This is a genomic window from Desulfopila inferna, assembly GCF_016919005.1.
GTDB lineage: Bacteria > Desulfobacterota > Desulfobulbia > Desulfobulbales > Desulfocapsaceae > Desulfopila_A > Desulfopila_A inferna.
In genome coordinates this window covers 99,597-124,359 of the sequence record NZ_JAFFQE010000003.1, presented here as the reverse complement: position 1 = coordinate 124,359, position 24,763 = coordinate 99,597, and the positions used below count along the sequence as shown (strand labels likewise).

Genomic DNA, 24,763 nt, shown 5'->3' with positions numbered 1-24,763 from the left:
GCAGATAATCAGGTGGACGGTCAAGCCCTCGTTCGGTGAATTAGACGGTAGACCGAGAAGATCGCTTACTGAAAACCCACTGTGGGGGAGAGGCCAATGAAGGCATATTCTTAACGGACAGCAAAGGATTTATCTTTACCGGTGTACTGGGTCGGAATTTAGGATATCAGGGTTTGCAGGTCGATCAACGGGAATACTTTCAGAAGGCAAGGTCTTCAGGAAAAACGGTTGTTGGAAACGTGGTCCGCTCAAAAGCGACGGATCAGCTGACCACCGTCATTTGTGCACCAATTGTCAGTGATTCTTCTGAATTCCTGGGAACGGTCGGGATAGTTGTGAAAGTCGATTTTCTCGTCGATCTCATTTCAGGGAGCAAAGTGGGGGAGACCGGCTATGGTTTCTTGACGGCTAAAGATGGTCTAATGCTGGCACATCCCAATGAAAAATTCATACTTGAACTAAATATTTCTACAGTTTCCGGGATGAGGAATTTGCCGGAAAAATGCTCTCTGGTAAAAGCGGTGCGGATGAATATACCTATAAAGGTGCAGACAAGATTGCAGGATATGCGCCTTTAGCCAATGTCGACTGGTATGCAGGCGCCACTCAGGACGCCGATGAATTCCTGACTTCGACTAAAACCATCAGGAATCTCATTATTCTGGTAACGCTGATTGCCTTGGCGGCTGCCGCATTTTTGGTGGTTATCGCCTCTATGTCCATCGTCAAACCTATTAATCAGGCGGTTGCCGGGCTCAAGGATATAGCTGAAGGTGAAGGTGACCTGACCATGCGTCTGGTGGTGAAATCAAAGGATGAGGTTGGCGAAATGGCTCTCTGGTTCAATACTTTCATTGCCAAACTTCAGAATATCATCAGGCAGATTGCCGAAAATTCAGCTTCGGTTGATACATCTTCAGCCGAACTCCTGCGCATTTCAGGTCAGCTCTCCGACGGCGCTGAAGACACCTCGCGACGAGCCGGTAATGTTGCAACCGCTTCAGAAGAGATGAGTGCAAACCTCACCAATGTCGCTGCCGCCATGGAGCAGTCTTCAACAAACACCAATATGGTTTCAGCCGCAGCAGAAGAAATGAGTTCGACTATCAGCGAGATCGCCGAAAATGCGGAAAGGGCACGGAGTATCTCTACAGATGCAGTTACTCGGTCCGAGAGTGCAGCCCTGAAGATGGGTGAGTTAAATGTTGCCGCCGAGAAGATTGGGAGGGTCACTGAAACAATAACAGAAATTTCAGACCAGACTAACCTTCTTGCGCTGAATGCCACTATCGAAGCAGCCCGTGCCGGTGAAGCAGGCAAGGGGTTTGCGGTAGTTGCCAATGAAATAAAGGAACTGGCAAAGCAGACAGCGGAAGCAACTCTTGACATTAAGAGTCAAATCGATGAGGTGCAGAGAACAACCGGTTCCGCGGGTCTTGAAATAGACCAGATTACCAAGATAATCAGCGGGGTCAATGATATTGTGGCCACATTAGCCACTGCCGTTGAGGAGCAAACCGCGGCGACTCAGGAGATAGCCAATAATATCTCGCAGGCAAGCCAGGGGATAGAAGAAGTGAACGAAAATGTCAGTCAGAGCTCATCGGTGGCAGGTGATATTGCCCGCGATATCGCCGAAGTAAATACTGCCGCCGAGGCTATCTCGGAGAGCAGCCGTTTGGTACGAAGCAGTTCGGAAGGCCTTCAGAAACTGGCAGTGGAGCTGAACAAGATAGTCGGCAGTTTCAAAGTTTGATGAAGTTGTAAAAAATATCGGTCTGCGTCGTAGTAGGGCTGTGCAGGTCTGAAGTGGCGGTTTACCGAACCGCGTGCCGCATGTACGGGCAATTCAACGCGTAAGGTACCGCTTCCAGCACATCGAGCTTTCTCAAAGTCGGAGTTTATGCCCGCAGGTGTGCTTATCGCAGAGTTTATCTCTGAAACTTCGATGACTTTTTCGCAATAATCAAGTTTGACCATTTTCCGGGTATATAAAACAACAGCAGCGCTCATGAGAGCGCTGCTGCAGGTTCCGGAAGAATTCGCTATACAGTGTGGATATGGTATTTGACGCCGTCCCTTCCTTCAGATTTTGAAACGGGACACCAGCGAAGTCAAGCGCTCGGCAAGTTGGGAAAGTTCGTCGGCGGACGAGCGCACATGTTGACTGCTCTCCTTCACTTCCAGCGAGCGCTCCTTAACCTGCGCGACACCTTCGCTCATCTCCGTGGTCATCTGATTGCTGCCTGCAACATTTTCGTTTATCTCGGAGATTCCCTGCGAGGCCTGATTGACATTATTGACTATTTCGTTTGTGGTGATTGACTGCTCTTCCACGGCCGTGACGATACCGTTGACTATTTCATCAACATAGCTGATGACTTCGGAAATTTCCTCGATTTCCTTCACGGTCACAGTCGTTTTCGCCTGGATACCGTCAATCGCCTCTTTGATTTTGCCCGTGGCTTCAGCGGTTCCCTGAGCAAGGTCCTTGATCTCATTGGCAACCACGGCGAATCCTTTACCGGCCTCCCCGGCTCTGGCTGCTTCTATGGTAGCATTTAAGGCCAGCAGGTTGGTTTGTTCCGAGATCTCCCTGATTGTTTCCGTTATCGAGCCGATGGCCTTGGCCGCCTCTCCAAGCTCCTGAATACTCTTATGCGATTTCTTGGTGTTCGTCACTGCCGTTTCAGTAGTCTGCCGTGCCTTGGCGCTGTTCTCAGCTATCTCCTTGATAGTGGTGCCCATCTCTTCTGATGCCGTGGCAATCATGTCCAGATTGACGGTGGACTCTTCCATCGCCGCTGAAACTGAAGCCATATTATCTGAGACTTCCTGTGAGTTGGCAGAGGCATCATCGGCGATATCCGTGGTAGATTCGGCGTTTTTCACCATCTCATCGGATATTGCCGCAAGTTCGGTAGAAGCCGCCGAAAGTGATTCAGAAGATCTTACTATGTCTTCCAGCATTTCTTTCCCTTTGGAAACCATTACCCCCAATGAGTTGGTGAGCTGGCCAATGGCATCATCAACTCTGGAAGAAAAATTGATGGTATAATTGCCTTCTCCAACCTTGATTGCCTTTTCCGCCAGTTCCTTTAACGGCTTGTTGATGGAGCGGACCAGAAAAACAGTGACCAGAATACCGCCGGCAATGACAAACAGGCCCACCAGCAGATTGTTGCGCAGCATTGCAACATCGAGACCGCCAACGATATCTTCGTGATTCATGTTGACCGCCAGAGTAACTCCCCATCCATCAATCCGTTTTTTGTAGGCTGCATTTTCCTGACCCTGGTGTATATAGTCGATCATACCGTCCCCTTCTTTAAAGGCTGGAATAACCGTAAAGATATTGTCGGATTCCGTCAGTGTCGGATGAACGAGTAATGAACCCATATCGGTGTAGAGAAAAAAGTAACCGGAACCAATCCGTGTTTCAGAGACCAGTTTGCGGACCTGTGCGGAAATCATCAGCTGACCGACATAAATTGCTCCGACAATTTCGCTCTCGGAATTGCGTATGGGTTTATAAGCCGTAAGATACCAGTCGTTAACGACAAAAGCCTTGCCCCTATAGGTTTCCCCGCGCATAATAGCCTGAAAGACCGGACTGTCGGAAGGGATGTAAGTACCGGTAGCCCGCTCTCCCGTAGCCTTTCTGACATTCGTAGAGATGCGCAGCAACTTGTCGTCAACCAGCTGAAAAATGGTGGCGGTCGCTCCGGTGATTTCCTGGATATCATCGACTATCTCCTTGTCGTTGTTGAGATAGCGCAAGCCTGCCTGCAGTTTGGGAATTTCTTTGGTAAGCGTATCTTTGGTGATCTGGTTGATCAGATTTTCTTTGATCATTCTGCCTTCATCGAGAAACAATACGCCTTCGGAGTTTATCTGCCGCTCAAGCAGGAGAAGATCACCTTCCAGTTTTTCACGGATATTGCTGTCAATAGCGGCCATCGAATTGTACAGGCTTTGATGTATATCCTGCATCGCTCCTTCCCCAAGCGTGTAGAGCCCTTGTTTAGACATCCTGATTGCATTGCCGGAGGTGATGAGAATTGAAAATATTACCACCGAAATCATCGCCAGGAAAAGTTTTGTGGTAAATTTGACGTTTTTGAATCTGTTGAGCATTTATGACCTCTTTATAATTTTTTGGAGTTTTCTATATGTTGATTTCTGATTTGGTTGAGGCAAAAAATCCTATAATTCATAAAGCCTTTAAAGGAGTTCAACGTGTGGTTGTCAGGAGGATTCCGCGAAAAAAAATACAGAATAATTCATTAATAGTAGCAGCTAGGGTATTTCCTGAATGAAAAATCATTGAAATTGCCGGATGAACTCCGGATAAGCTGTAATCTTATATCGGCAACAGATCTTATTACCTTAAGGAAAGAATGTCCATTGGTTGCGGCATCAGAGAGCAGGGCTGATCCGGTAAAATTGACAGAAGATGCCGAGCATCATAAAATGGAACATCGGCTTCAAATACTCAGTGAATATGAGGAAAACAATGAAACGAGGCGGTTTCAGTATGTCGAGGTTGAACAACTGGATGAAGGTTTCCATGAAGAATATTACGAGCTCGCCATGAATACCCTCAAGAGGGATCGGTTCGGCGAGTAAGGAGGACGGAATGCACACGGCAAAAAAGGTTATTTTCGCTTTTCGGAACGACTCTATGTGTTTTATACATGTTCTGCTTAACGGTATCGACCTGCATGAACGCGGTCTGGGTGGAAAAATAGTCATAGAGGGAGATGCTGTTTCACTGGTTCCCGAAATGGCTGAGCCGGACCATTTTTTATATACTCAGTTTGAAAAGGCCAGAGGGCTGGGAATAGTGTATGGCGCCTGCAGAGCCTGTTCCATGAAGCTGAGGGTTGCCGAAGAGATAGAGAAGGTGGGTATAGCTCTGGTGGGCGATATGTCAGGTCATCCGTCAATGGGCGGCTTTATCGAGCAGGGTTATGAAGTAATCACATTTTGAGAGATCTTCCTTGCTGAACAGCGCAGGAAAAGCTCAGGAACCGGTCAAGAACGCAGCACCGGTTCCCAAGTGCTATTCAAAGAGATGTTCAAATTCCTCATAGCCTTCCTGCGCCAGTGAATCAGCGGGAATGAAGCGCAGAGCGGCGGAATTGATGCAATAGCGCAGGCCTGTGGGCGGCGGACCGTCTTTGAAGACATGTCCCAGATGTGAATCAGCATTTTTACTGCGTACTTCGGTGCGCGGTCCCAGCCAGGTGAGATCACGGCGCTCGACTATATTCTCCGGTACCAGCGGTTTGGTGAAGCTGGGCCAGCCGGTTTTTGAATCATATTTGGAAAGAGAACTGAAGAGAGGTTCTCCGGAGACGATGTCCGTATAGATCCCCGGTTGTTCGTTATTCCAGTATTCGTTGTCGAAAGCCGGCTCGGTTGCGTCCTCCTGGGTTACTTCGTATTGCAGGGGGGTGAGACGATCCTTTAAATTCCGGGGTACCTGTTTATCGGTTAAGTTGGCTCCTCTCCCTTCCCAGTGCTTATCGAGGAACGAATCGCGGCCGGATCTGGAACGATAAAAGTTATAGCGTATGGGGTTTTCTTTATAGTAGTCCTGATGGTATTCCTCGGCGCGCCAGAATTTTTCCGCCGGTCGAATAGGGGTGACGATGGGCTCTTCGAAGATACCGCTTTCTTCAAGGCGTCTTTTCGATTGCTCGGCCAGCCTCTTCTGCCGTTCATCATAATAGAATATAGCACTGGTGTATTCATGCCCACGGTCGACAAACTGTCCGCCGCTGTCGGTTGGGTCTATCTGTCTCCAGAAAATCTCAAGAAGCTGTGCATAATCTACTATCTCGGGATCATAAGTTATCCGGACTACTTCGATATGGCCGCTGGCGCCGTAGTTTTCATACGTGGGATTTTCTTTCGTTCCGCCCGAATATCCGGAAACTACGGAATACACACCGTCCAAATCTTCAAAGGGCTTCTCCATGCACCAGAAACAGCCACCGGCGAATAGAGCTTCTGCTGTTTCCCGCTTCTTCTCCTGGTTCTGTGCCTCTAAGGAATAGACACCAATCATGGTTGCAGCAAGAAAGGATGAGATAAAGAGAAAGAGAAAAAATATAGAGTGTTTCATGAGTACACCGTGTAAAAGTTTTATGTCTCATTATGGTTTTGCTTTTTTTTAGTCGGCTGATTTTCGACTAATAAAAGTTCATCTCTGAATATCTATTAAATAATAATCATCATTCTCAAAAGAGAAATTCAGCGACATCAAAGGAAACAGTATGAGCGAAACTTTTCGGAGTATCCTGTCTAAATGATGAAGTTGTTGACTTGACGAGGGAAATCTAGAAAAGAGGAAAAAAGAAAAAACAATGACTTGGGAGCCATTCTATATCATTGCAACTCGATGGTGTATATTGCTTTTCAGAAACAGACAAGAATGGCACGGAAAATGGATGATCAGGATCTCATCGGGCAGTGTAATTTGCAGTACAAATTTTTTTATTTTTTAAGCTGTTGATTTTTGGGTGTTCTTTTTTGATTTCTACCATATCTTGTAGATAGGTCTTGAGCATGCCATAAATGTGGTGTATAAGCTTGACAATGAGAGGGGGGATCATTTGCTGCAATCCAACAGCATTTGCAATGATTAGTCTCAGATTATACGCAGTCCGTTTTTTTTGCAATACAGAATATATCCTAGAATTGATTCCAGAAGAGGGGAGTTCATGGCACCTGACTTGACCAAACAGGTATTGACCAATACCGCTGAGACAGTACTGGCAAGACGTTATTATCTTAAAGATTCCGATGGTGCTCCCGTTGAGACCTGGGAAACTTTATGCCGCAGGGTCGCAAGTGCGGTGGCCCAGGTGGAGAAAGACAAGAAAGAATATGAAATCCTGAAGGATGAATTCTTTGCACTGATCTACCACATGGACTTTTTACCCAATTCACCCTGTCTGATGAATGCCGGTACCGATCTCGGCCAGCTGTCGGCCTGTTTTGTTCTCCCGGTGGAAGATTCCATGGATGGGATATTCAGCGCCATCCGCAATGGTGCTCTGGTCCATAAGACCGGAGGGGGAACAGGGTATTCTTTTTCCAGGCTGCGCTCCAAAAATGCATCGGTTCGCTCAACCCAGGGCGTCGCTTCGGGTCCCCTTTCTTTTGCCGCGGTTTTCGATGCCGCAACAGAGACCATCAAGCAGGGCGGCAAGAGGCGCGGCGCCAATATGGGTGTTCTGCGTATCGACCACCCCGACATTCTCGATTTCATTACCGCCAAGGAAGACCAGAGTAAGTTCAACAACTTCAACTTCAGTGTCGCCATCACCGATGGTTTCATGAAGGCAGTGGAAGAAGATGACGTCTATCAGCTGATCGAGCCGTCAAACGGCGTGGCAGTCAACGAACTGAATGCCCGCGAAGTCTTTGATAAAATAATCGACCTTGCCTGGCTTAACGGCGAACCTGGTGTTCTGTTTATCGATGCCGCCAACAGGGCCAACATGACCCCCCAGTTGGGTGAATTCGAGGCGACCAATCCATGCGGTGAACAATGGCTTCTCCCCTACGAGAGTTGCAATCTCGGCTCCGTGAATCTGGCCAATTTTGTTCATGAGAGTGCCGTTGATTATGACAGGTTGAGAAATACGGTTCATAAAGCAACGACCTTTCTCGACAACGTCATCGACTGTAATCGATTTCCCATCAAGGAGATTGAGGAGATGACCCTGAAGACAAGAAAAATTGGACTGGGTATCATGGGAATGCACGATATGCTGATCCAGTTGGCGGTCCCTTACGACAGTGAAAAGGGCCGGGAGTTATGTGCTGAAGTTATGCGCTTTGTCAGGGAGGCCGCAGAAGAGAAATCACGGGAGCTTGCCGGGAAAAAGGGGGCTTTTCCAGCGTATGATCCTGACATAAATGACTATCCTCCGCGACGAAATGCCGCCCTGACCTCGATTCAGCCGACCGGAACCGTTTCCATGATCGCCGACTGCGCTTCCGGCTGTGAGCCTTACTATTCCATTGTCATGGTCAAACATGTTATGGACGGTGACCGTCTGATCCTGGTAAACAAGCATTTTGAGGCGACGGCGCGCGAAGAAGGCTTTTATTCCGAGGATCTCATGAGCAAGGTAGCTGATACCGGAACGGTCATCGGCCATGAGGAGATTCCCGAGAAATGGCAGGAGGTCTTCCGAACCGCTCAGGATATTAAGCCCGAAGACCACATTATGATGCAGGGAATTCTGCAGCAGAACGGGGTGGACAGCTCCATATCGAAAACCATTAATCTACCGAATACCGCAACCCGGGAAGAGGTCAAGCTCGCCTACATCATGGGATTTCGTTCAGGCTGCAAGGGGTTGACCGTTTACCGCGACGGCTCAAGAGACGCTCAGGTGCTCAACAATTCCAGGAACAAAAGTGAAGTTGAAGAAGGCACTATGATCGTCAACAGCGGCGGACAATGCAAGCGGAATTTACCCGACACCCTGGATGCCAAGCGATATCGCCTCAAGGATCAGGATCAGAAATCGGTCTATATTATCGTCTGTTTTGATCAGGATGAGCAGCCTATGGAAGTTTTCGCCAAATTTCCGTTTGACAACAGGATAGATCTGAAGGATAAGTCCACCATGTGGACAACCACCTGCCGTTTGGTTTCCCTGGCCCTGCGCTTCAATGTGCCGATGGAAGAGATCATAAAGCAGCTGGACCGTTCCTCCGGCCATATGCACGACCTGCCGGCCCAGCTGTCCAAGCTTTTCAAGTCGTTTATGGCCGGCACCCAGCATGGTTTTGCTTCCATCTGCCCGGAATGTGCCGGATCTCTGGTATTCGAAGAGGGCTGCGAAACCTGTCACGACTGCGGATACAGCAAGTGCTCGTAATTACAAAGGGTAGCAAGTCAGGGGAACCCTGACGGGCATAAACTCCGACTCCGGGCACCCCATCAGCACACGATCAGCCCGAAAAACATAGGCACACGTAATTACAAAAAGGTTTAAAAGATGAAGATTGGACGAAATGATGTCTGCCCATGCGGCAGCGGGAAAAAATTTAAACGCTGCTGCTCCGGTTCCGGTGGCGGGATGGTGCCCAGGCAGTCCGGGAAACAAAAACAGCCGACTCTTGGAGGTGTTATTCAACAATTTCAGAAGCTGGCCCTTGAAAAAAAGAAAATGGTACATCAGGTAGGTGTTTTTTTGCTGTACTCCGACCGCAACGGTGACGCCTGGGTACTGGAGGTCACAGATTCCGACTGCGTTCAGATTGCCTCCTCGGGAACTCCCCTGGATGTCCCGCTGGAAGAAAATGAGGAAACCATCACTGTTGAATGGACTCACACCTTCTCTTTTACCGGCAAAAAAATGGAGATTACCTCTTATCGCCATAAGAAAAAAGAGATTGTAAAAAATGCTCCGGTACAGCAGCTTACCGCGGCCAGGCGCAATATCTGGAAACAGCTTTCTCCTGAAGTACGTGACCAGGTGCACATCGATGCTTGAACTACCTGGAAATGAGTGAAAGGGTCGTCACGGTTTTTCGCACGATCCCCATGATCACCGTCATGGGGATCATTTTTGCTCTCTCCCATCAGTCAGGCGATCAGCTGGACCTGCCGGAAATACCTCTTCTGGATAAAATAGGTCATTTTGTTCTGTATGGACTGCTCGCCGCGACCATTCTTTTTGTTCCCTCATGTGAGTTGCGCCTGTCCAGGCCGAAGACCATTGCCGTAGTAGCTGTTTTGCTGAGTTTCCTTTATGGAATCGGTGATGAGTTTCACCAGTCCTTTGTCCCCGGCAGATATGTGAGTCTTGCAGACATTGCAGCCGATATTGGCGGTAGCGCGGTCGTGAGTCTTCTCTGGCTGCGATATCGCAGTTTAAAGGACAGGAGGGGTTCTTTCTGAGGAGGTTATGGCCGGCGGTGCTGCGGTTGCGGAGTGGGAAGAGGGTATCAAAGCGAAGCCCGGTTCCGGTACTTCGCTTTTCATACGGGTACTTTTTTACCCCGGATTCCGAGGGGAGAGCATTGGTCAGCGTCGCAGCAGCCGTGCCATATCCTTGGCAAAATAGGTAACGATGATATCCGCGCCGGCACGCCGCAAAGACAACAGCGTCTCGGCCATCGCCTTTTCTTCGTCTATCCAGCCATTTGCCGCCGCTGCCTTGATCATGGCATATTCACCACTGACATGATAGGCGGCTATGGGAAGATCAAACTCTTCCCGCAGTCGTGCAATGATATCGAGATAGGCCATGGCCGGCTTCACCATGAGGATATCCGCGCCCTCATCAACATCCAGAGTTGCCTCGCGGAGAGCCTCGCGGCTGTTGGCGGGATCCATCTGATAGCTTCGTCTGTCGCCGAACTGAGGCGCACAGTCTGCCGCATCGCGAAATGGACCATAGAAGGCCGAGGCATATTTGACCGTATAGGACATTATGGGAATGGAGTCGAAGTTGTTTTCGTCCAGAATTCCTCGAATTTCGGCAACCCTGCCATCCATCATATCGGACGGCGCCACCATATCCGCCCCGGCCTGGGCATGAGACAGAGCGGTCTTGGCAAGGATCTCGAGGGTGGCGTCATTATCGACTTCATTGCCGATGATGCAGCCGCAATGACCATGGTCGGTGTATTCACAAAGACAGACATCGGTAATGACCATCAGCTGTGGGGCCTTGTTCTTCAATTCCTTGATCGCCTGTTGGATTATGCCGCTTTTGGCATGGGCTCCGGAGCCCATGGCGTCCTTCTGCTCGGGAAGACCGAAAAGGATAACGCTGTTGACCCCCAGGGAAAGGCATTCTTTGGCCTCACCGGCCAACTGGTCCACGGAAATCCTGAAGACTCCGGGCATGGAAGGAATCTCTTCACGAATATTTTTTCCCGGCAGGACGAAAAGTGGATAGACAAGCTGTGATGCGGAAATATGCGTCTCCCGGATGAGTGATCTGAAAGCTTCATTTTTTCGTAAACGGCGGGGCCGATAATCTGGAAAAACCATTGCTGCTCCTTATATTTTATGCTTTGTATTTACGGCACAATCATTACTGTAAATAGTCATCGTTGTTGATGTATGGACTCTGCGATAAGTGCAGACTTCGAGAAATTCGACTCCAACAACGCAGGTCGGGCTTTTTACTGGTCCATCATTACTGAATGATGTTCAGACTCTTGAGTTTCTTATGAAGATGACTGCGCTCAAGCCCTATCTGTTCGGCTGTTTTTGATATATTCCCTTCATTTTCTTCCAGCTTGATATTGAGATATTCGCGTTCGAAAGATCTTTTGGCTTCCTTAAAATCGACAGCCTGATAGGGAAAACGCATATCGTTGTTTATCACTCCCGTAATGTTTCCGGTGGGACTTTTAAGAAAGAACTGTATATGATGATCATGGATGATTCCATCCGGGCACATGATGGCAAGCCTTTCGATGAAGTTCTGCAGTTCTCTGACATTGCCGGGCCAGTCATGTTTCATCATTTCCCGATAGGCGCTTTTATCAAAGACCTTTTTAACCAGTCCCTTGCCGTTCAAGCTGTCCATGAGGTCATCGACAAGCAGGGGAATATCCTCTATGCGATCGCGTAATAGGGGAACGTGAATGGGTACGACGTTCAGGCGATAGAAAAGATCCGGCCTGAAATTTCCGTTCTGGATCTCGTCCTCCAGGTTTTTATTAGTGGCCGCGAGTACGCGGACATTGACGTGGATCGTCTTGCTGCCGCCGACCCTCTCGAATTTCTGTTCCTGCAGAATGCGCAGGGTCTTGGCCTGAGTTTTCAGGCTCATGTCTCCTATTTCGTCGAGAAAGAGGATGCCGCCGTCGGCCTGGTCGAATTTGCCGCGCTTGTTGGCATTGGCGCCTGTAAAGGAACCTTTTTCATGACCGAAGAGTTCCGATTCTATTAATTCTTCCGGAATGGCGGCACAGTTAACCTCCACCATTGGGCGATCGCAGGAAGCTGAAAGGCTGTGAATTGCCTGGGCAACAAGCTCCTTGCCGGTCCCGTGTTCTCCGCGGATAAGAACCCAGGCATCCGTTGGCGCCACCATCTTGATTTGATCGCGCAGGGCGGAAATGATTGCGGAGTTGCCGGTGATCCTGGTTTTTTTGGTCGTGCTCTGGCGAAGAAGCCTGTTTTCCCGTTCCAACTGAGCAAAGCGCAGGCCGTTGGTTATCGAGAGGATTACCTTGTCATAGGACAGTGGTTTTTCGATGAAGTCATAAGCTCCCTTGCGGGTTGCCTTGACCGCCGTCTCGATACTGGCATGGCCGGAGATCATAATGATGGGAATATCATCGATTTTCTTGATTTCCTCAAGGGCGGTAAGACCATCCATGTTATCCCCGAGCCAGATGTCGAGCAGGACCAGATCCACCTTTTTCTCCTCAATAAGAAGCATGCCTTCCTCTGCCGAGGACACGCTGAGGGCGCTGAAACCTTCGTCTTCGAGAATGCCCTTGAGTGACTCCTGAATGGAAATCTCATCGTCTATTACCAGGATTCGTCTGTTATTCATTTCTTCTGCCGCCTGCTTATGGTGTATTCCTGACGAGCTGCATTGTTATCTTCATCTGCATTGGAAAGTATTTGACCGAACCTAAGCCCGGTCCTTCTTTTCGGCCTGAAGAGGCAGTTCGATAATGAAGATTGAACCGCGTGGTTTGTTGTCCATCACCCGGATATAGCCGCTATGATCGGCGACAATGGTAGAAACGATGGCAAGCCCCAGCCCTGTTCCAGTTTTTTTGGTGGAAAAGTAAGGCTCGAAAAGCTTGCCCTTGTCCTCCGGTGTGGTTCCGGGACCGTCATCGCATACTCGAATGAAGACGCTCTCCTCATTGCTCAGCAACTCGATAATAATATTACCGCCATCGGACAAAACTGCAACTGCGTTATCGAGAAGGTTGATAATGCATCGCTTTATCTGTTCTCCATCAAAAAAGAAAGTGGGCAGGGGATTCTTTTCATGAAGCTGAAAGTCTATGTGCTTATGAGCCTCCTGGTAGAGAAACAGCGTGGCGTTGGCCAGTTCGACAAGGTTGCCTTGCGACTTTTGAACCTTGGGCATGCGGGCAAACTGGGAGAATTCGCTCACTAACCGTTTTAACTCATCCACCTGGTTGATGATGGTGGCTGTGCACTGATCAAATATTTTGTCACCATCTTCAAGAATATCCGGATATCGCCGGCGCAACCGCTGAGCCGAGAGTTGGATCGGGGTGAGCGGGTTCTTGATTTCATGAGCAATCCTGCGGGCGACCTCACGCCAGGCTGTCATTCTCTGCATCTTCTCTATCTTCGTGAGGTCATCGAAGACAAGCACGTACCCCAGCGGCGTTTCTTCCTCGTCTTCCAGGCGGGTGAAATTAATGAGAAGCGAGTAGTTTTTTTGCTGGATGTTCAGGCGCAAATGTTCCTGTATGCTTAACTTTCTGGAGATTTGCAGTTTTTCCAGAAAGCCGTGGATAATTGCGGCATGCTGCTCCAGGAGCGTGTCCTGAAAGCGCTTGTTGAGATAAAAGTTCCTGTCAATGTTGAGAAGGCTCTCGGCAAAGCGGTTGATGGTGATAATCCGCCCCTCTTCATCGAGAGAAATGACCCCAGTGGAAACATTCTGCAGGATTATTTCCGTATACCTTCTGCGCTGCTCGGATTCCTGCGAACTGGAATGCAGGGCGGTAAGGGTTTCGGCAAGTTTCTTGTTGCTGCTGTTGAGATTGGCCGTCATTTTATTGAAGGCGTCCACCAGCAGGCCGATCTCATCATCTGTTTTTCCTTCGATGGCAAATTCCAGATCCCCCTCGGCAATCCTTTTCGTGGCGTCCGCCAGCTTGGCGACCGGTTCGGTGATTCCCTTGGAAATATAGAAGCCGAACCAGACAGCTCCGAAGATTATGAGCATGGTGACAATCAGAAGAATGATCAGGAGCCAGAATTTAAACGGTTCCTTGAGATACTTGAGCTGCTGGTAACCCTCCATGCCCTGTGAGATGGTTTCCATTCCGGCAAGACGCTCTGTGTCGATCAGCAGGGTTGTTGTCAGTGTTGCGCTGATTTTTTCCTCGCCCAGCAGAATCGCGGCAACATGACGAACAAGATCTCCTTGCAATGTTTCCTGAATAATATTTTCTCCAGCTGTATCCGGTTCCAGCTTCTGCAGTATATTGACAGGGATATCAGGAAGCTTGATGCCCTTAAGCCTCGTGCTTGCTGCCGTGATCTCAAAACTGCCGTCGCCGGCAGCAAGGATAAGGCTGTCTGGTCCGTAGCGCGTTTGCAGGCTCAGGATGTTTTCCAGTTCCCGTGAGGCGATTCGGGGATCCTTGCTGATCGAAGCTTCCTGAAGCCTGGTGCTGATATCCGTACCCAGCCGACTGGCCTGCTCTTCCGTATCGCGCAATAGCGCCTGGGCCAGTTCCAGAGACTTCTGCAGAGATTTTTCCACACTGGCATTAAACCAGAAATCCATACTGGTGGAGACAAACTGCAGTGCCACGAAGAAGAGCAGGATTGTAGGAATCAGGGATAGCGAGAGAAAGGAGATGACCAGCTTGGTTTTCAGTTTGGTGTTTAAGAGATTTTTTCTGCTTTCCAGGAAAAGTTCGGCAAGGTTGCGAAGCACCAGGAAAAGGACCAGCAGAACCAGGAGAACATTGACGTTGATGAGAACGAATATGAGAATATTCGAATTTACCGGAATGGTAACTTCATGATTGAAAAGCAGAGACTGAAACCAGACAAAGATCGGGATCAGGCAGGAACAGAAGAGAATGACAAACAGAGTGATCTTTTTCTTCTGGCGCTTTTGTTCCTGGAGAATGGCGGCATCTCCGATAAGGGTTTGCGGCAAAGGATTTTTAAGGCTGTTATGATATGTTTCTGTTTCCGGACTCATGGTTTAGAGCTTTACTCCTGAACTGCCAAAAAAAAACGGGAAAACAAAATAGTAATATTTTTTAAATATCTGATTACCCCTGAAAATCAGCATTTTCTGGCCCAGGCCGGGACTGCTCTTTTCATCGGGACGCCATAAACCCCGTCCATGGGGGCTTCGCTGCAGCCATCCGGGCTGCAGAGACCCGTGAAAAGAGCGGTCCCGACCTTGAGCTGAGGATTAGGGGTAATCAGGTTTAAATAATTAAAACAACCTCTGTAGCCAAGGTCCTAATACCCTTCAAGTGGTACTGTAAAGTGTCCATCTCAGCTGGGTTATATCGTAAATGTTATGCTGTGCCATTTGGTTTTTATATCCCACCAGGAGATAAAAGGGACCACCCGATGCAAACCCATGGGAAGGGTTTTTTTGTAAAGTTCTGCGCGTATTCGTATGGTATAGGGGGTATCCGGCTGTAACCGGTTGAGTTCCACCACTTTCAAGCCATTAAGTTCATTGATCGCTTTCTGCGCCTCATCCAGGGACTGGTAGGAGAAAAAACGCTTGCCGCTTTCCTCTATCTCGACCTTGTAGGTCTCCTTTAAGGTATCATAACTTATGACGTGCCGGGTCTCCAGGGAGATGAGTGAGTTTTCACTGTCAGCTTGACTGAGTTCAATGAAAAAAGAAAAATGTATAGGAAGTCCACTGTGCAGTCCCTGCAGCATCTCCTCGGTAAAGGCGTTTTTGAGCATGGCGAATAGCAGGAGATGACTCTTTGAACCGGTCACGGTAATATCAGAAAAAGCAGGATCAATGGTCCTCTTGGGAATAGAGATGGATGTCTGAACCGATAAAAGGAGCAGGACCAGGATGATTGAGGTCAGCAGGAGTGTCTTTTTCATTTTCTATAGAGTAATTTACCCTCTGGAGAATGTTTGGGTAATTGCTATTTGACGGTTGTCCGGCCCCGGCAGTGAAGGGGTAAAGCTGTGCCGGTTATCTGCTTACTGTTTCTTAACTTTACCTGAATTGATACTGCTTGTCCATCCTCGTAGTCAGCAGAAATCGGTCGAATTCCACATGAGAGAATTCAAGGAAAGAAATTAGCTTGACAGAGAAGTTCGGCAGGTATACTATATTTTGTGCATATGCAAAATAGTGCAATTAACTCTCCGGCTGAGCCGGATGGTTCAGTTCGTGCACCGATATTGGGCCAATATATACACATTTTTTATCTTTGGAGGAAGAAAATAATGAAAATTGCAATACCTACGAATGCTCCGGGAGGGCTTGAGGCGGAACGGTCAGGTCACTTCGGACATTGTGATATTTTTACCGTTATTGACCTGTCATCGGGCAATGAAGTCACCGATGTCACCACGATCATAAACGAAGGTCATGAGGCTGGCGGCTGCATGGCCCCGGTTACACTTCTGCAGAAGGCCGGAGTTGAGGCTATTGTCGTGGCCGGCCTGGGTAAAAGGCCAATGCAGGGATTTAACGAAGTCGGAATTACAGTATATCATGCTGACCAGGGCCAGTTGCCCGATGTCAAAAGTGTGATCGAAAACCTGCAGCAAAACCGCTTGGTGGTGATGCACCCAGCGCAGACTTGCCAGGGCTCCGGCAACTGTCAGCATTGATGATGGCGTTGCGATAAGCATCCGTACGGGCACACAGGTCCTCTGCTGTTGGAAGTAATAGTCGGGGACCTGCCGCAAATCTGCATCAGGGCCGGGATCAAGACGATTCATTGAACTACCACTCTTCAACAAAATAGGTGACTTGCGACTAGACACTTGCCAAAGGCGTCGATTATGTGATATATACCACTACCAGTACGACACTGTAGTCTTTTTGGATGATGTTCCGGAAGGTCTGCGCTTATCGCAGAGCATCCCGGTAACTTCGATGACTTTTTGCGAGATTATCAATTTACATGTTTTTGTTTTTCATCCATCCGGTTTGGTTACGTGTTGAAAACACATACTTTATTTTAGTGGAAAGAAATGTCACCAAGACCTAAAAAAGCCAGAAACTGCGAGGGGAACTTTTGCGGAATGGCGTTCAAGCCAACCGGAACGCCGTTGCATGAACTGCGTCAGATTGAATTGCACCTCGATGAGCTTGAGGTATTGCGGCTGTGTGATCGGGAAAGTCTTACTCAGGAAGAAGCAGGAGAGCGTATGGGCGTCTCCAGGGGAACGATTCAGCGCATCATTACTGTCGCCCGCAAAAAAGTTGCTGCCGCTCTGACGGAAGGAGCAGCTCTTATTTTTGTTCGTGATGAAGAGGAATAACAACGTTATTTCCTCTATTCAAGAACAAATCGCCTGCGACACGACCCTGCTGGATTTCTGTATCCTCTTGAGAGGGTGCAAAAAGCAAGAAAACGAAGAATGTATTTAAATCCTTGAATCTGCCTCTATAAGCCCCCTAAGGGGTACTGTAAAAAGTCCGGCTCAGCTGGGTTGGCCTGGCAAAAAAGTTCCCTTGTAAATCATACGTTTTCACGCGTTTTGTGGAAATCTATGTTCGGCCACTTCTCCATAAAAAAGTTGAGCATCCATTCGTTCTGGGCAAGATAGGTGAGAAATCCTTCTGAGTCCCTGGCCAGAGCCCCCTGATTCTTGGATTCGAACTGGGTCAGTTTCTTTTTGTCGCTGCAGCTGACCCAGCGAGCGGCTTGATAGCTCACCGGTTCATAAATCGCTTCTACCCCATACTCATTTTTCAACCGGGCCACGGTTACTTCAAACTGCAGGACGCCTACTGCACCCATGATATAGTCGGAACCGATAAGCGGCCTGAAGACCTGAATTGCTCCTTCTTCGGCAAGCTGGACCAGTCCTTTTTGCAATTGCTTCATTTTCAGAGGATTTTTCAGGATGACCCGTCGAAAGTGCTCGGGAGCAAAGTTGGGAATGCCCGTGAACTTGAGTTCTTCCTTGGGAGTAAAGGTATCTCCTATCTTGATGGTCCCGTGATTATGCAGGCCAATAATGTCACCTGGCCAGGCTTCCTCCACATTGGCACGGTCCTGAGCCATGAAGATAGTGGCATTTGCCAGAGTGATTTCCTTGCCGATCCGATGATGTCTGACTTTCATACCCCTTGTGAATTTTCCCGAACAGACACGGAGGAAGGCGATCCTGTCCCGGTGAGCCGGATTCATGTTGGCCTGGATTTTAAAAACAAATCCGGAAAAATCCTCTTCTTCGGGATTGACGATTCGTGAGGCGGCCTGTCGTGGTTCGGGAGGCGGCGCCATGCTGATAAAGCCGTTGAGAAGTTCCTGGACTCCAAAATTGTTGATGGCGCTGCCGAAAAATACCGGTGTCTGGCTTGCACTGCGGTAATGCTCATATTCAAATGGGCTGGCCGCACCCTCCAGCAGTTCGATATCCTCGCGCAGATCATCGGCCTGTCGGCCCAACAACTCATCAAGGCGCGGGTCATTAAGGTCTTTTATGGTAATGCCGTCATCTTCTCGTGATTCCCGGCCGGGTGTAAAAAGATGGATCTGCTTGTGAAGAATGTTGTAGACGCCCTTGAAGGTTTTTCCCATGCCGATAGGCCAGGAGAGCGGTGAGCATTCAATCTGAAGCTTGTCCTCGATATCAGCCATAACATCGAGAGGAGACAATCCTTCTCTGTCAAGTTTGTTGATGAAGGTGATAAGAGGGGTATTTCGCATCCGACAGACCTCCATCAACTTTTCGGTTTGGGTTTCAACGCCTTTGGCATTGTCGATCACCATGATGGCGGAGTCAACCGCGGTGAGCACCCGGTAGGTGTCCTCGGAGAAATCCTGATGGCCTGGTGTGTCCAGCAGGTTGATTTCAAAATCGTGGTAGGCGAATTTCATCACCGATGTGGTGACCGAAATGCCGCGCTCTTGCTCGATGGCCATCCAGTCACTGGTAGCCTTGCGGTCATTTTTCTTGGACTTTACCGCACCAGCGAGATTGATCGCGCCACCGTAGAGCAAAAGTTTTTCGGTGAGAGTGGTCTTCCCCGCATCGGGATGACTGATGATGCCGAAGGTTCTTCTTTTGGCTATTTCCTGTGCTAGATGTTTACTCATTTCTCAGTGGTATTGTTTGGCGGAATGTTGTTCTTTAAAATACTTCTTTAATTTCTGTATTCGACTTATTATAAAGTGCAGTGCTTTGAAGGAAAAATTCTCTTGAGAGTATGATCCGATGGGGATAAGCGGAGACTTAAAATGCCCTTGAGAAAAAAGAAGCAGAATATTTACGACACATCGTATTAATCAGCTAAATACAAAAGGCCACAATAGGGCTCTTTCATACAGAATGCAAACATAAAACCGAGAATATTTATGAAAATTAAAAGAATAGTCCTGGTGACCGGCGGCTGTGGTTTCATTGGTGCTAATTTTATCAGACTTCTCAATCACCGGTATCCACAGTGGCGCATCATCAATCTGGATAAATTAACCTATGCAGGCAACCTGCAGAACCTTGCTGGCATTGAGGAGGGGGAAAACTATCGGTTTATCAGGGGGGATATCTGCGACAGTGAGCGGATAGCAGAGATATTTACTGAAGAAAAAATAAACACAGTGGTCCATTTTGCCGCGGAATCTCATGTGGATCGATCCATCACCGGACCGGCTGACTTTATAACTACAAATATTATTGGGACTTTCACCCTGCTGGAAAACGCCCGGAAGAGCTGGGTGGAGAGAAATTCAGCGGATGGCAACCCGCTTTTTCTGCATGTGAGCACCGATGAAGTTTACGGATCGCTGGGAGAAACCGGTCTCTTTACCGAGACAACCGCTTATGATCCCAGATCGCCTTACTCCGCCTCAAAAGCATCCTCGGATCATCTGGTTAATGCCTACTATCACACCTATGGCCTGCCCGTGATGATCACCAACTGTTCCAACAACTATGGTCCTTATCAATTTCCCGAGAAGCTGATTCCCCTGGTTTTGCACAACGGTCTGCACGGCAGGGAGCTGCCGGTCTACGGAGACGGCAAGAATATTCGGGACTGGCTCTACGTTGAGGATCATTGTGAGGCAATCGCCGCGGTAATAGAAAACGGTAAAATCGGCAATTGCTATAACATCGGCGGCAACAATGAAAAAAAGAATATCGATGTGGTGGAGATTATCTGCGATACGCTCGACGAGAAGCTGGGCCTTCTACCGTCCAAGGCGGCCAGACGATCACTGATCACCTATGTGACCGACCGTCTTGGACATGATCGGCGTTATGCCATTGATGCCAGAAAGATTGCAGAACAGATCGGCTGGCAGCCGAGGATCAGCTTCGAGAAGGGAATCAGAATGACAATAGACTGGTATCTCGATCATCAGCAGTGGGTCGAAGGTGTTGTTGACGGTTCCTACAGAGAGTATTATCAGGAAATGTACGGTAACAGACAAAAAATAGGTAAATGATTATGAAAGTTACACCCACGGCAATAGCGGAAGTTCTCCTGGTCGAACCCAAGGTTTTCGGCGATGAACGTGGCTTCTTCTACGAAAGCTTCAATAAGCGGCAATGGCAGGAGGAGACGGGACTCGAAGGTGAATTCGTGCAAAGCAATCACTCCCGTTCATTGCATGGCGTGCTGCGCGGTCTCCATTATCAGATTGAACAGGCTCAGGGGAAGCTCGTTCGCACCGTGGTCGGAGAGGTATTCGATGTGGCGGTTGATCTGCGCAAACAGTCTCCCACCTTCGGCAAATGGGTTGGTGAGTATTTGAGCGCCGAGAACAAAAAATCACTGTGGATTCCCCCGGGGTTTGGACATGGTTTCGTTGTCCTCAGTGAGGTGGCAGAGTTTCTTTATAAGACCACCGAATATTATGCACCGCAGCATGAGTGCTGTATCATCTGGAATGATCCTGATATCGCAATAGATTGGCCCCTGGTGGAAGAGCCTGTCCTCTCGGCAAAGGATGGTGCGGGAAAACTGCTCAGGGATGCGCAGGTATACAGGTAGTGCCTGACCGTTCACACATGGAGGAGATTACATGCTGCTGGAAAATCTTTCTTTTAAGGAAGTGGAAACGTATCTCAAAGAGAAAAACACCATTCTGATACCGGTTGGCTCAGTCGAGCAGCATAGTGAATACGGTCTCATCGGCACCGATTTCATTGCCGCTGAAGGGGTGGCCAGGGAGGTCGGCAAGAAAATGGATCTGCTTGTCGCACCCACCATTAACTATGGAGTATCGCCACATCATATGAATTTTAAGGGAAGCGCCACCCTTGCTCCAACCACTTTCATCCAGGTTATAGTCGACGTCTGTCTTTCTTTTGTTCACCACGGCTTTTCCAGAATATTTTTTATCAATGGTCATGGCGGCAATAAAAACGCAATCGAAACCGCATTTCAGGAGATCAAAATGAGAGGCACAGCCGGCCATTTCGCTCTTTTTGCCTGGTATGAGGGACTCAAGGAGATCGACCTGGTGCAGGAACTCTTCGATGGCCGGGACGGCAGTCATGCCACGCCGTCGGAAATTTCTCTGACTATGCTCCTTCGTCCTGATGCTTTTGCCGAGAAAGAGGTCGAGGAAAAACAATTTAAAGATAAGCAATATTATTGGCCGTTGACAGCAGAGGAGATGCGTAAAGTTTTTCCTGATGGCAGAATGGGCGCCGCGTCTTGGCTGGCATCTCCGGAGAAGGGCAGACTGATCATGGGACTTGCTGTTGATACATTGGTTGAGAAAATCGAGAAAATACGAGAAATACCGGTTGTGGAATAATTCAGAGTAGCTCAATATTGCTTCCGATGCATCGGAAAGTATTTTGATAAAACCTGACCATACACAGAAATAGACTCGAAGTCTGATTACCCCGAAAACTCAGTATGAGGATAAGGGTAATCAGAACTCAAAGTTAATAGGCAAGGATAGCCAATATCGAACTGCCGTGCTTTCGTTCGATAACTACCCAGTTATACCACATTTCCAGCCGTAGACTCTCCCAGGAGAGCTTATGGTTGTTCCAGGTTGTCTCGATCCCTGGAATAAGTTCTCTGATGCTCATCTCAATGTTGATTACTTCTTCTTTTTCCCTGGTGCAGCAAATATAGGAAAGCACATCGGCCAGCTGAACAATAATCGGGAACCCCAGATTTTGCTGAGAATCATCAGGACGGTGATGATATTGCAGCGCATTGACCAGTTGCTCGGGAAAATTCCATTTTTCCAGGAGTCTGCCTCCAACTTCCTGGTGGGTGATGCCAAACAGCCGTTGTTCCTCTTCCAGTTTTTCCGCCGATGAAAAGCCGCTTAACCATTTCTCTGCAGAATATTCCTCCGGAAAAGTCAGGAGCATGGCGAGCTTACCGATATCATGGATCAGGCCGCCGATGAAAAAGCGTCCGGGAGCGGTAATGGAGAAATGTTCGGCGATAATCTTTCCCGCCAGGGCGCAAGTAAAAGAGTGATCCCAGAAATCGCTTATAATTGTATCATTTCTCTGGAACACCGCACCAAATGCATTGAGAACCGATTTGCTCAGGACGATATTCTCGATTTCATCGAAGCCAAGAACGGTTATAGCCGTCTCCAGGGAGCTTACCTTTTTCGGTCTGCCGTACAGGGCGGAGTTGGCAATTTTGAGTATGGCAACACACATTGACTGATCGGGGAGTATGGCCTGGGTCAGTTCTTTGGCCGAACTCTCGGGATTGTTCACCACGTTCATTACTTCAGCGACCGTAGAGGGAAGCGAAGGAAATGTGTCGATATTCTTTTCTATGCGTGAGTAATGTGATTCTGTCATATATGTAGATAGGTTGATAGCGATGCAGACGGGTCGGAGAATTCAAATCCCCTGGCTGACCCCTTTCCAGAAAAAAACAAGAAGGTACTAATGTACCCTATTACGGCAGAGAAAACAAAGGGATTGCTCAACTACTGAATCGTATCTCTGCCTTATAGGCATTTGATTGCGCTTTTGCAAGGGCAATTGTGCGGTTGACGATGCATAACAGCCAGTACCGCAGTCTGCTAATTACAAGGCATGCTATAGGAGTCGAGAAGCGATATAGGCTGCCATTGGATTAATGGCGCCGGCAGGGTGAGAAAAGAAGAATGATGCCACTGATCAGTCAAGACTTTTCAGATAAACGAGAATATCGGCAGCGTCCTGATCATTGATTTTTTCTTTAGGGTACCGTGGCATAACTGCCGTCTCCGTCTCTCTGAGCCGGCTTAGAAATGCGCGATAGCTCATATCGAGGCCGGCAATATTGGGCGCTCTTCCGTCATTTCCGTTTTGGCCGTGGCAGGCATGGCAATTATGCATGCTATACCACCTTTTGCCGTCGGTAATATTACCTTCCGGAGCACTGCACCCACCCAGTACGAGGAAAGATGAAAGTAACAGCAGGGTTGGCGGCAAACTGAATACTATGCGAATTGGTGACACTGAAATCTCCTGTGGTAAAGCTAAAAAAAGATATGCAAACGCTTGAAATATTCAAAATACCACGGAAAAATCATTTTTCAAACAGATAATATCTAAGAAGAGATGTCCCGGTCGGCTGTCCGCAGTACTGCGGCGCTGGTCAAAAAAAAGTGTCCAAATATTCTTTTCTCAGAAGGTGGAGAAGTAATTCCCTGTTGTTGTGCATCTGGTTGAGGAAGAAAACGAAAGGAGAGAAATTGCCGACCGTCCCGAAATAGCCCACATAACAATAGACTCCGGTCAGTGTTCCCGATTTGAGATAAGTGTCTTCCTGTCTTTTCATAAGGGTCGCATATGGCATGAACCTGTTTAAGACGGTTAGCATCGCAGCCGGTGAGATCCTGTTATCAGTGGAAAGTCCGGAACCGTCTTCCATATGAATTTCCTCCGGTTGCAGCTGAAGCTGCAGAGTTATATATTCCCGGGCGGCTCTGCCTGCCTTTTCCCAGGTAGCCGGAAATCCGTGAATCCGTGCGCCGCAGCTGAGATAGAGTTGATTGGCAATAAAATTATTGGAAAAAAAGAGGCAGAGACGAACCAGTTCGGCAACATCTTTTTCTGATTCATAGACCAGGATTGACCGAGCCTCCCGTGGAGTTGTGCCTTTTTTGAACCCGTTGTTTATCTTTATTCCCTGCAAGGTGAACAGCGTTGTAATCAGTTCTCCTGAATAGCGCAGGATGTTGGAGTGATTTTTCCCTGAGGGAAAACCGCTGACGTTGACCCGATAATTTCCTGCCGGATAATTTCGGCCCAGATCTTCCATCATCGGCAGAAGAGGTGTCTGCTTTTCGGCGGCAAGCACCCTGCTATCTGCGGTTACTTTAAAGGGAAGAGCGTTAAAATTAACAGCCAGGGCGCTGTTGTGGGCGTCATAGGGATTGCTGGTTCCGGTGGATCCCGGAGGAGGAGTTTCCAGAGTGAAGGCGCTATCGTCAAGCACGATTGTTTCGACTTCGGTAATACCCGAATTTTTTAATTGCACCGCCATCCGGGTTACCATTTCCGAGGTAAGAAAGGGATCACCTTCCCCTTGGATATAGAGCATCTTGTCGGGATCAATAAAAAAGCGGGTGACAAAACGATACTCCGGACCGAGGATCTCCAGCGCCATAAGCGATGTCAGCACTTTGATGGTGGATGCCGGAATATAGGAGGTATCGGAATTGCCGGAGAGGACAACCTCATCTGCTAACTGCAGCGCATATCCTCCATTGGCGATAAGGGAACCGAAACCTTCAATCTCGACGGCATCTAAAGGCATCGCGGATAAGATTACACTGCAGAGCAGGCAAAAGAGGACCAGACCGGTCCTCTTTGCCAATGATGGTTGGTTGTGCACTTTCAGCATAACCGGCGACTCCGGGGAGGGTGCGG

The 24,763-nt window shown here is 48.5% G+C and carries 22 protein-coding genes; 12 read left to right on the top strand and 10 right to left on the bottom strand.

Features of this window, described 5'->3' with window-relative positions:
• Positions 1 to 68 precede the first annotated feature (68 nt).
• Positions 69 to 578: a cache domain-containing protein gene (locus JWG88_RS08825; protein WP_205233773.1), complete on the top strand. Its 510-nt coding sequence runs from the start codon at positions 69 to 71 to the stop codon at positions 576 to 578.
• Entirely contained in the window at positions 503 to 1,756 is a 1,254-nt protein-coding gene (locus JWG88_RS08820) for a methyl-accepting chemotaxis protein (protein WP_205233367.1), read from the top strand. The genes JWG88_RS08825 and JWG88_RS08820 overlap by 76 nt, the downstream gene beginning before the upstream one ends.
• 329 nt (positions 1,757 to 2,085) lie before the next feature.
• Here the strand turns inward: JWG88_RS08820 and JWG88_RS08815 are convergent, their stop codons facing one another.
• The gene (locus JWG88_RS08815) at positions 2,086 to 4,137 is read right to left on the bottom strand and encodes a methyl-accepting chemotaxis protein (protein WP_205233366.1); all 2,052 of its coding nucleotides are present in this window, start codon (positions 4,135 to 4,137) and stop codon (positions 2,086 to 2,088) included.
• Between the two features lie 270 nt (positions 4,138 to 4,407).
• On the opposite strand from JWG88_RS08815, the gene JWG88_RS08810 reads away from it, so the two are divergent.
• Entirely contained in the window at positions 4,408 to 4,629 is a 222-nt protein-coding gene (locus JWG88_RS08810; RefSeq protein WP_205233365.1) for a hypothetical protein, read from the top strand.
• Between the two features lie 10 nt (positions 4,630 to 4,639).
• Positions 4,640 to 4,993: a cytoplasmic protein gene (locus JWG88_RS08805; protein ID WP_205233364.1), complete on the top strand. Its 354-nt coding sequence runs from the start codon at positions 4,640 to 4,642 to the stop codon at positions 4,991 to 4,993.
• A 72-nt stretch (positions 4,994 to 5,065) separates the two neighbouring features.
• Here the strand turns inward: JWG88_RS08805 and msrA are convergent, their stop codons facing one another.
• The gene (msrA, locus tag JWG88_RS08800) at positions 5,066 to 6,133 is read right to left on the bottom strand and encodes a peptide-methionine (S)-S-oxide reductase MsrA (protein ID WP_240194359.1); all 1,068 of its coding nucleotides are present in this window, start codon (positions 6,131 to 6,133) and stop codon (positions 5,066 to 5,068) included.
• Positions 6,134 to 6,731: 598 nt separating this feature from the next.
• Between msrA and JWG88_RS08795 the strand changes: the two genes are divergently transcribed.
• The 3 genes from JWG88_RS08795 to JWG88_RS08785 all read left to right on the top strand — a co-directional run bounded on the left by JWG88_RS08795 (position 6,732) and on the right by JWG88_RS08785 (position 9,934).
• Positions 6,732 to 8,909 (top strand): adenosylcobalamin-dependent ribonucleoside-diphosphate reductase, encoded by a 2,178-nt coding sequence (locus JWG88_RS08795; RefSeq protein WP_205233363.1) that lies wholly within the window; start codon positions 6,732 to 6,734, stop codon positions 8,907 to 8,909.
• A 120-nt stretch (positions 8,910 to 9,029) separates the two neighbouring features.
• Complete coding sequence (locus JWG88_RS08790; protein ID WP_205233362.1) at positions 9,030 to 9,527, top strand: YecA family protein; 498 nt, start codon at positions 9,030 to 9,032, stop codon at positions 9,525 to 9,527.
• Positions 9,524 to 9,934 carry a VanZ family protein gene (locus tag JWG88_RS08785; protein ID WP_205233361.1) on the top strand — a complete coding sequence of 137 codons (411 nt, stop codon included), beginning with the start codon at positions 9,524 to 9,526 and terminating at the stop codon, positions 9,932 to 9,934. The genes JWG88_RS08790 and JWG88_RS08785 overlap by 4 nt, the downstream gene beginning before the upstream one ends.
• A 126-nt stretch (positions 9,935 to 10,060) precedes the next feature.
• On the opposite strand, the gene hemB is transcribed toward JWG88_RS08785, so the two are convergent.
• The 4 genes from hemB to JWG88_RS08765 all read right to left on the bottom strand — a co-directional run bounded on the left by hemB (position 10,061) and on the right by JWG88_RS08765 (position 15,820).
• On the bottom strand, positions 10,061 to 11,035 hold the full coding sequence (hemB, locus tag JWG88_RS08780) for a porphobilinogen synthase (RefSeq protein ID WP_205233360.1): 975 nt from the start codon (positions 11,033 to 11,035) through the stop codon (positions 10,061 to 10,063).
• Positions 11,036 to 11,183: 148 nt separating this feature from the next.
• Positions 11,184 to 12,557, bottom strand: coding sequence for a sigma-54-dependent transcriptional regulator (locus JWG88_RS08775; protein WP_205233359.1), 1,374 nt, complete (start codon positions 12,555 to 12,557; stop codon positions 11,184 to 11,186).
• Between the two features lie 81 nt (positions 12,558 to 12,638).
• Positions 12,639 to 14,936: a sensor histidine kinase gene (locus JWG88_RS08770; protein ID WP_205233358.1), complete on the bottom strand. Its 2,298-nt coding sequence runs from the start codon at positions 14,934 to 14,936 to the stop codon at positions 12,639 to 12,641.
• Positions 14,937 to 15,250: 314 nt separating this feature from the next.
• Positions 15,251 to 15,820 (bottom strand): DUF4390 domain-containing protein, encoded by a 570-nt coding sequence (locus tag JWG88_RS08765; protein WP_205233357.1) that lies wholly within the window; start codon positions 15,818 to 15,820, stop codon positions 15,251 to 15,253.
• A 351-nt stretch (positions 15,821 to 16,171) separates the two neighbouring features.
• Here JWG88_RS08765 and JWG88_RS08760 point away from each other — a divergent pair, with 351 nt between their 5' ends.
• Positions 16,172 to 16,561: a NifB/NifX family molybdenum-iron cluster-binding protein gene (locus tag JWG88_RS08760; RefSeq protein WP_205233356.1), complete on the top strand. Its 390-nt coding sequence runs from the start codon at positions 16,172 to 16,174 to the stop codon at positions 16,559 to 16,561.
• Between the two features lie 366 nt (positions 16,562 to 16,927).
• Complete coding sequence (locus tag JWG88_RS08755; RefSeq protein ID WP_205233355.1) at positions 16,928 to 17,218, top strand: DUF134 domain-containing protein; 291 nt, start codon at positions 16,928 to 16,930, stop codon at positions 17,216 to 17,218.
• Between the two features lie 200 nt (positions 17,219 to 17,418).
• Here JWG88_RS08755 and JWG88_RS08750 read toward each other — a convergent pair whose 3' ends face one another.
• Positions 17,419 to 19,005: a peptide chain release factor 3 gene (locus JWG88_RS08750; RefSeq protein WP_205233354.1), complete on the bottom strand. Its 1,587-nt coding sequence runs from the start codon at positions 19,003 to 19,005 to the stop codon at positions 17,419 to 17,421.
• Between the two features lie 258 nt (positions 19,006 to 19,263).
• Here JWG88_RS08750 and rfbB point away from each other — a divergent pair, with 258 nt between their 5' ends.
• From rfbB to JWG88_RS08735, 3 genes are read left to right on the top strand one after another with little or no spacing between them, the layout of a single operon-like run.
• Complete coding sequence (gene rfbB / locus JWG88_RS08745) at positions 19,264 to 20,355, top strand: dTDP-glucose 4,6-dehydratase (RefSeq protein ID WP_205233353.1); 1,092 nt, start codon at positions 19,264 to 19,266, stop codon at positions 20,353 to 20,355.
• A 2-nt stretch (positions 20,356 to 20,357) separates the two neighbouring features.
• Positions 20,358 to 20,903: a dTDP-4-dehydrorhamnose 3,5-epimerase gene (gene rfbC / locus JWG88_RS08740; protein ID WP_205233352.1), complete on the top strand. Its 546-nt coding sequence runs from the start codon at positions 20,358 to 20,360 to the stop codon at positions 20,901 to 20,903.
• A gap of 31 nt (positions 20,904 to 20,934) precedes the next feature.
• Entirely contained in the window at positions 20,935 to 21,675 is a 741-nt protein-coding gene (locus JWG88_RS08735; RefSeq protein WP_205233351.1) for a creatininase family protein, read from the top strand.
• Positions 21,676 to 21,808: 133 nt separating this feature from the next.
• Here the strand turns inward: JWG88_RS08735 and JWG88_RS08730 are convergent, their stop codons facing one another.
• From JWG88_RS08730 to JWG88_RS08720, 3 genes are all read right to left on the bottom strand, one after another.
• Positions 21,809 to 22,699, bottom strand: a complete 891-nt coding sequence (locus JWG88_RS08730) for an HDOD domain-containing protein (RefSeq protein WP_205233350.1) — start codon at positions 22,697 to 22,699, stop codon at positions 21,809 to 21,811.
• Between the two features lie 324 nt (positions 22,700 to 23,023).
• Entirely contained in the window at positions 23,024 to 23,347 is a 324-nt protein-coding gene (locus JWG88_RS21645; protein ID WP_205233349.1) for a c-type cytochrome, read from the bottom strand.
• Between the two features lie 139 nt (positions 23,348 to 23,486).
• Entirely contained in the window at positions 23,487 to 24,737 is a 1,251-nt protein-coding gene (locus JWG88_RS08720) for a D-alanyl-D-alanine carboxypeptidase/D-alanyl-D-alanine-endopeptidase (RefSeq protein WP_205233348.1), read from the bottom strand.
• Between the last annotated feature and the right edge of the window lie 26 nt (positions 24,738 to 24,763).

Bases quoted from the DNA above. Each gene is read 5' to 3' on its own strand.
- JWG88_RS08820 (WP_205233367.1), top strand. From the start codon at position 503: ATGCTCTCTGGTAAAAGCGGTGCGGATGAATATACCTATAAAGGTGCA.
- JWG88_RS08815 (WP_205233366.1), bottom strand. From the start codon at position 4,137: ATGCTCAACAGATTCAAAAACGTCAAATTTACCACAAAACTTTTCCTG.
- JWG88_RS08805 (WP_205233364.1), top strand. From the start codon at position 4,640: ATGCACACGGCAAAAAAGGTTATTTTCGCTTTTCGGAACGACTCTATG.
- msrA (WP_240194359.1), bottom strand. From the start codon at position 6,133: ATGAAACACTCTATATTTTTTCTCTTTCTCTTTATCTCATCCTTTCTT.
- JWG88_RS08795 (WP_205233363.1), top strand. From the start codon at position 6,732: ATGGCACCTGACTTGACCAAACAGGTATTGACCAATACCGCTGAGACA.
- JWG88_RS08790 (WP_205233362.1), top strand. From the start codon at position 9,030: ATGAAGATTGGACGAAATGATGTCTGCCCATGCGGCAGCGGGAAAAAA.
- hemB (WP_205233360.1), bottom strand. From the start codon at position 11,035: ATGGTTTTTCCAGATTATCGGCCCCGCCGTTTACGAAAAAATGAAGCT.
- JWG88_RS08775 (WP_205233359.1), bottom strand. From the start codon at position 12,557: ATGAATAACAGACGAATCCTGGTAATAGACGATGAGATTTCCATTCAG.
- JWG88_RS08770 (WP_205233358.1), bottom strand. From the start codon at position 14,936: ATGAGTCCGGAAACAGAAACATATCATAACAGCCTTAAAAATCCTTTG.
- JWG88_RS08765 (WP_205233357.1), bottom strand. From the start codon at position 15,820: ATGAAAAAGACACTCCTGCTGACCTCAATCATCCTGGTCCTGCTCCTT.
- JWG88_RS08760 (WP_205233356.1), top strand. From the start codon at position 16,172: ATGAAAATTGCAATACCTACGAATGCTCCGGGAGGGCTTGAGGCGGAA.
- JWG88_RS08755 (WP_205233355.1), top strand. From the start codon at position 16,928: ATGTCACCAAGACCTAAAAAAGCCAGAAACTGCGAGGGGAACTTTTGC.
- JWG88_RS08750 (WP_205233354.1), bottom strand. From the start codon at position 19,005: ATGAGTAAACATCTAGCACAGGAAATAGCCAAAAGAAGAACCTTCGGC.
- rfbB (WP_205233353.1), top strand. From the start codon at position 19,264: ATGAAAATTAAAAGAATAGTCCTGGTGACCGGCGGCTGTGGTTTCATT.
- rfbC (WP_205233352.1), top strand. From the start codon at position 20,358: ATGAAAGTTACACCCACGGCAATAGCGGAAGTTCTCCTGGTCGAACCC.
- JWG88_RS08735 (WP_205233351.1), top strand. From the start codon at position 20,935: ATGCTGCTGGAAAATCTTTCTTTTAAGGAAGTGGAAACGTATCTCAAA.
- JWG88_RS08730 (WP_205233350.1), bottom strand. From the start codon at position 22,699: ATGACAGAATCACATTACTCACGCATAGAAAAGAATATCGACACATTT.
- JWG88_RS08720 (WP_205233348.1), bottom strand. From the start codon at position 24,737: ATGCTGAAAGTGCACAACCAACCATCATTGGCAAAGAGGACCGGTCTG.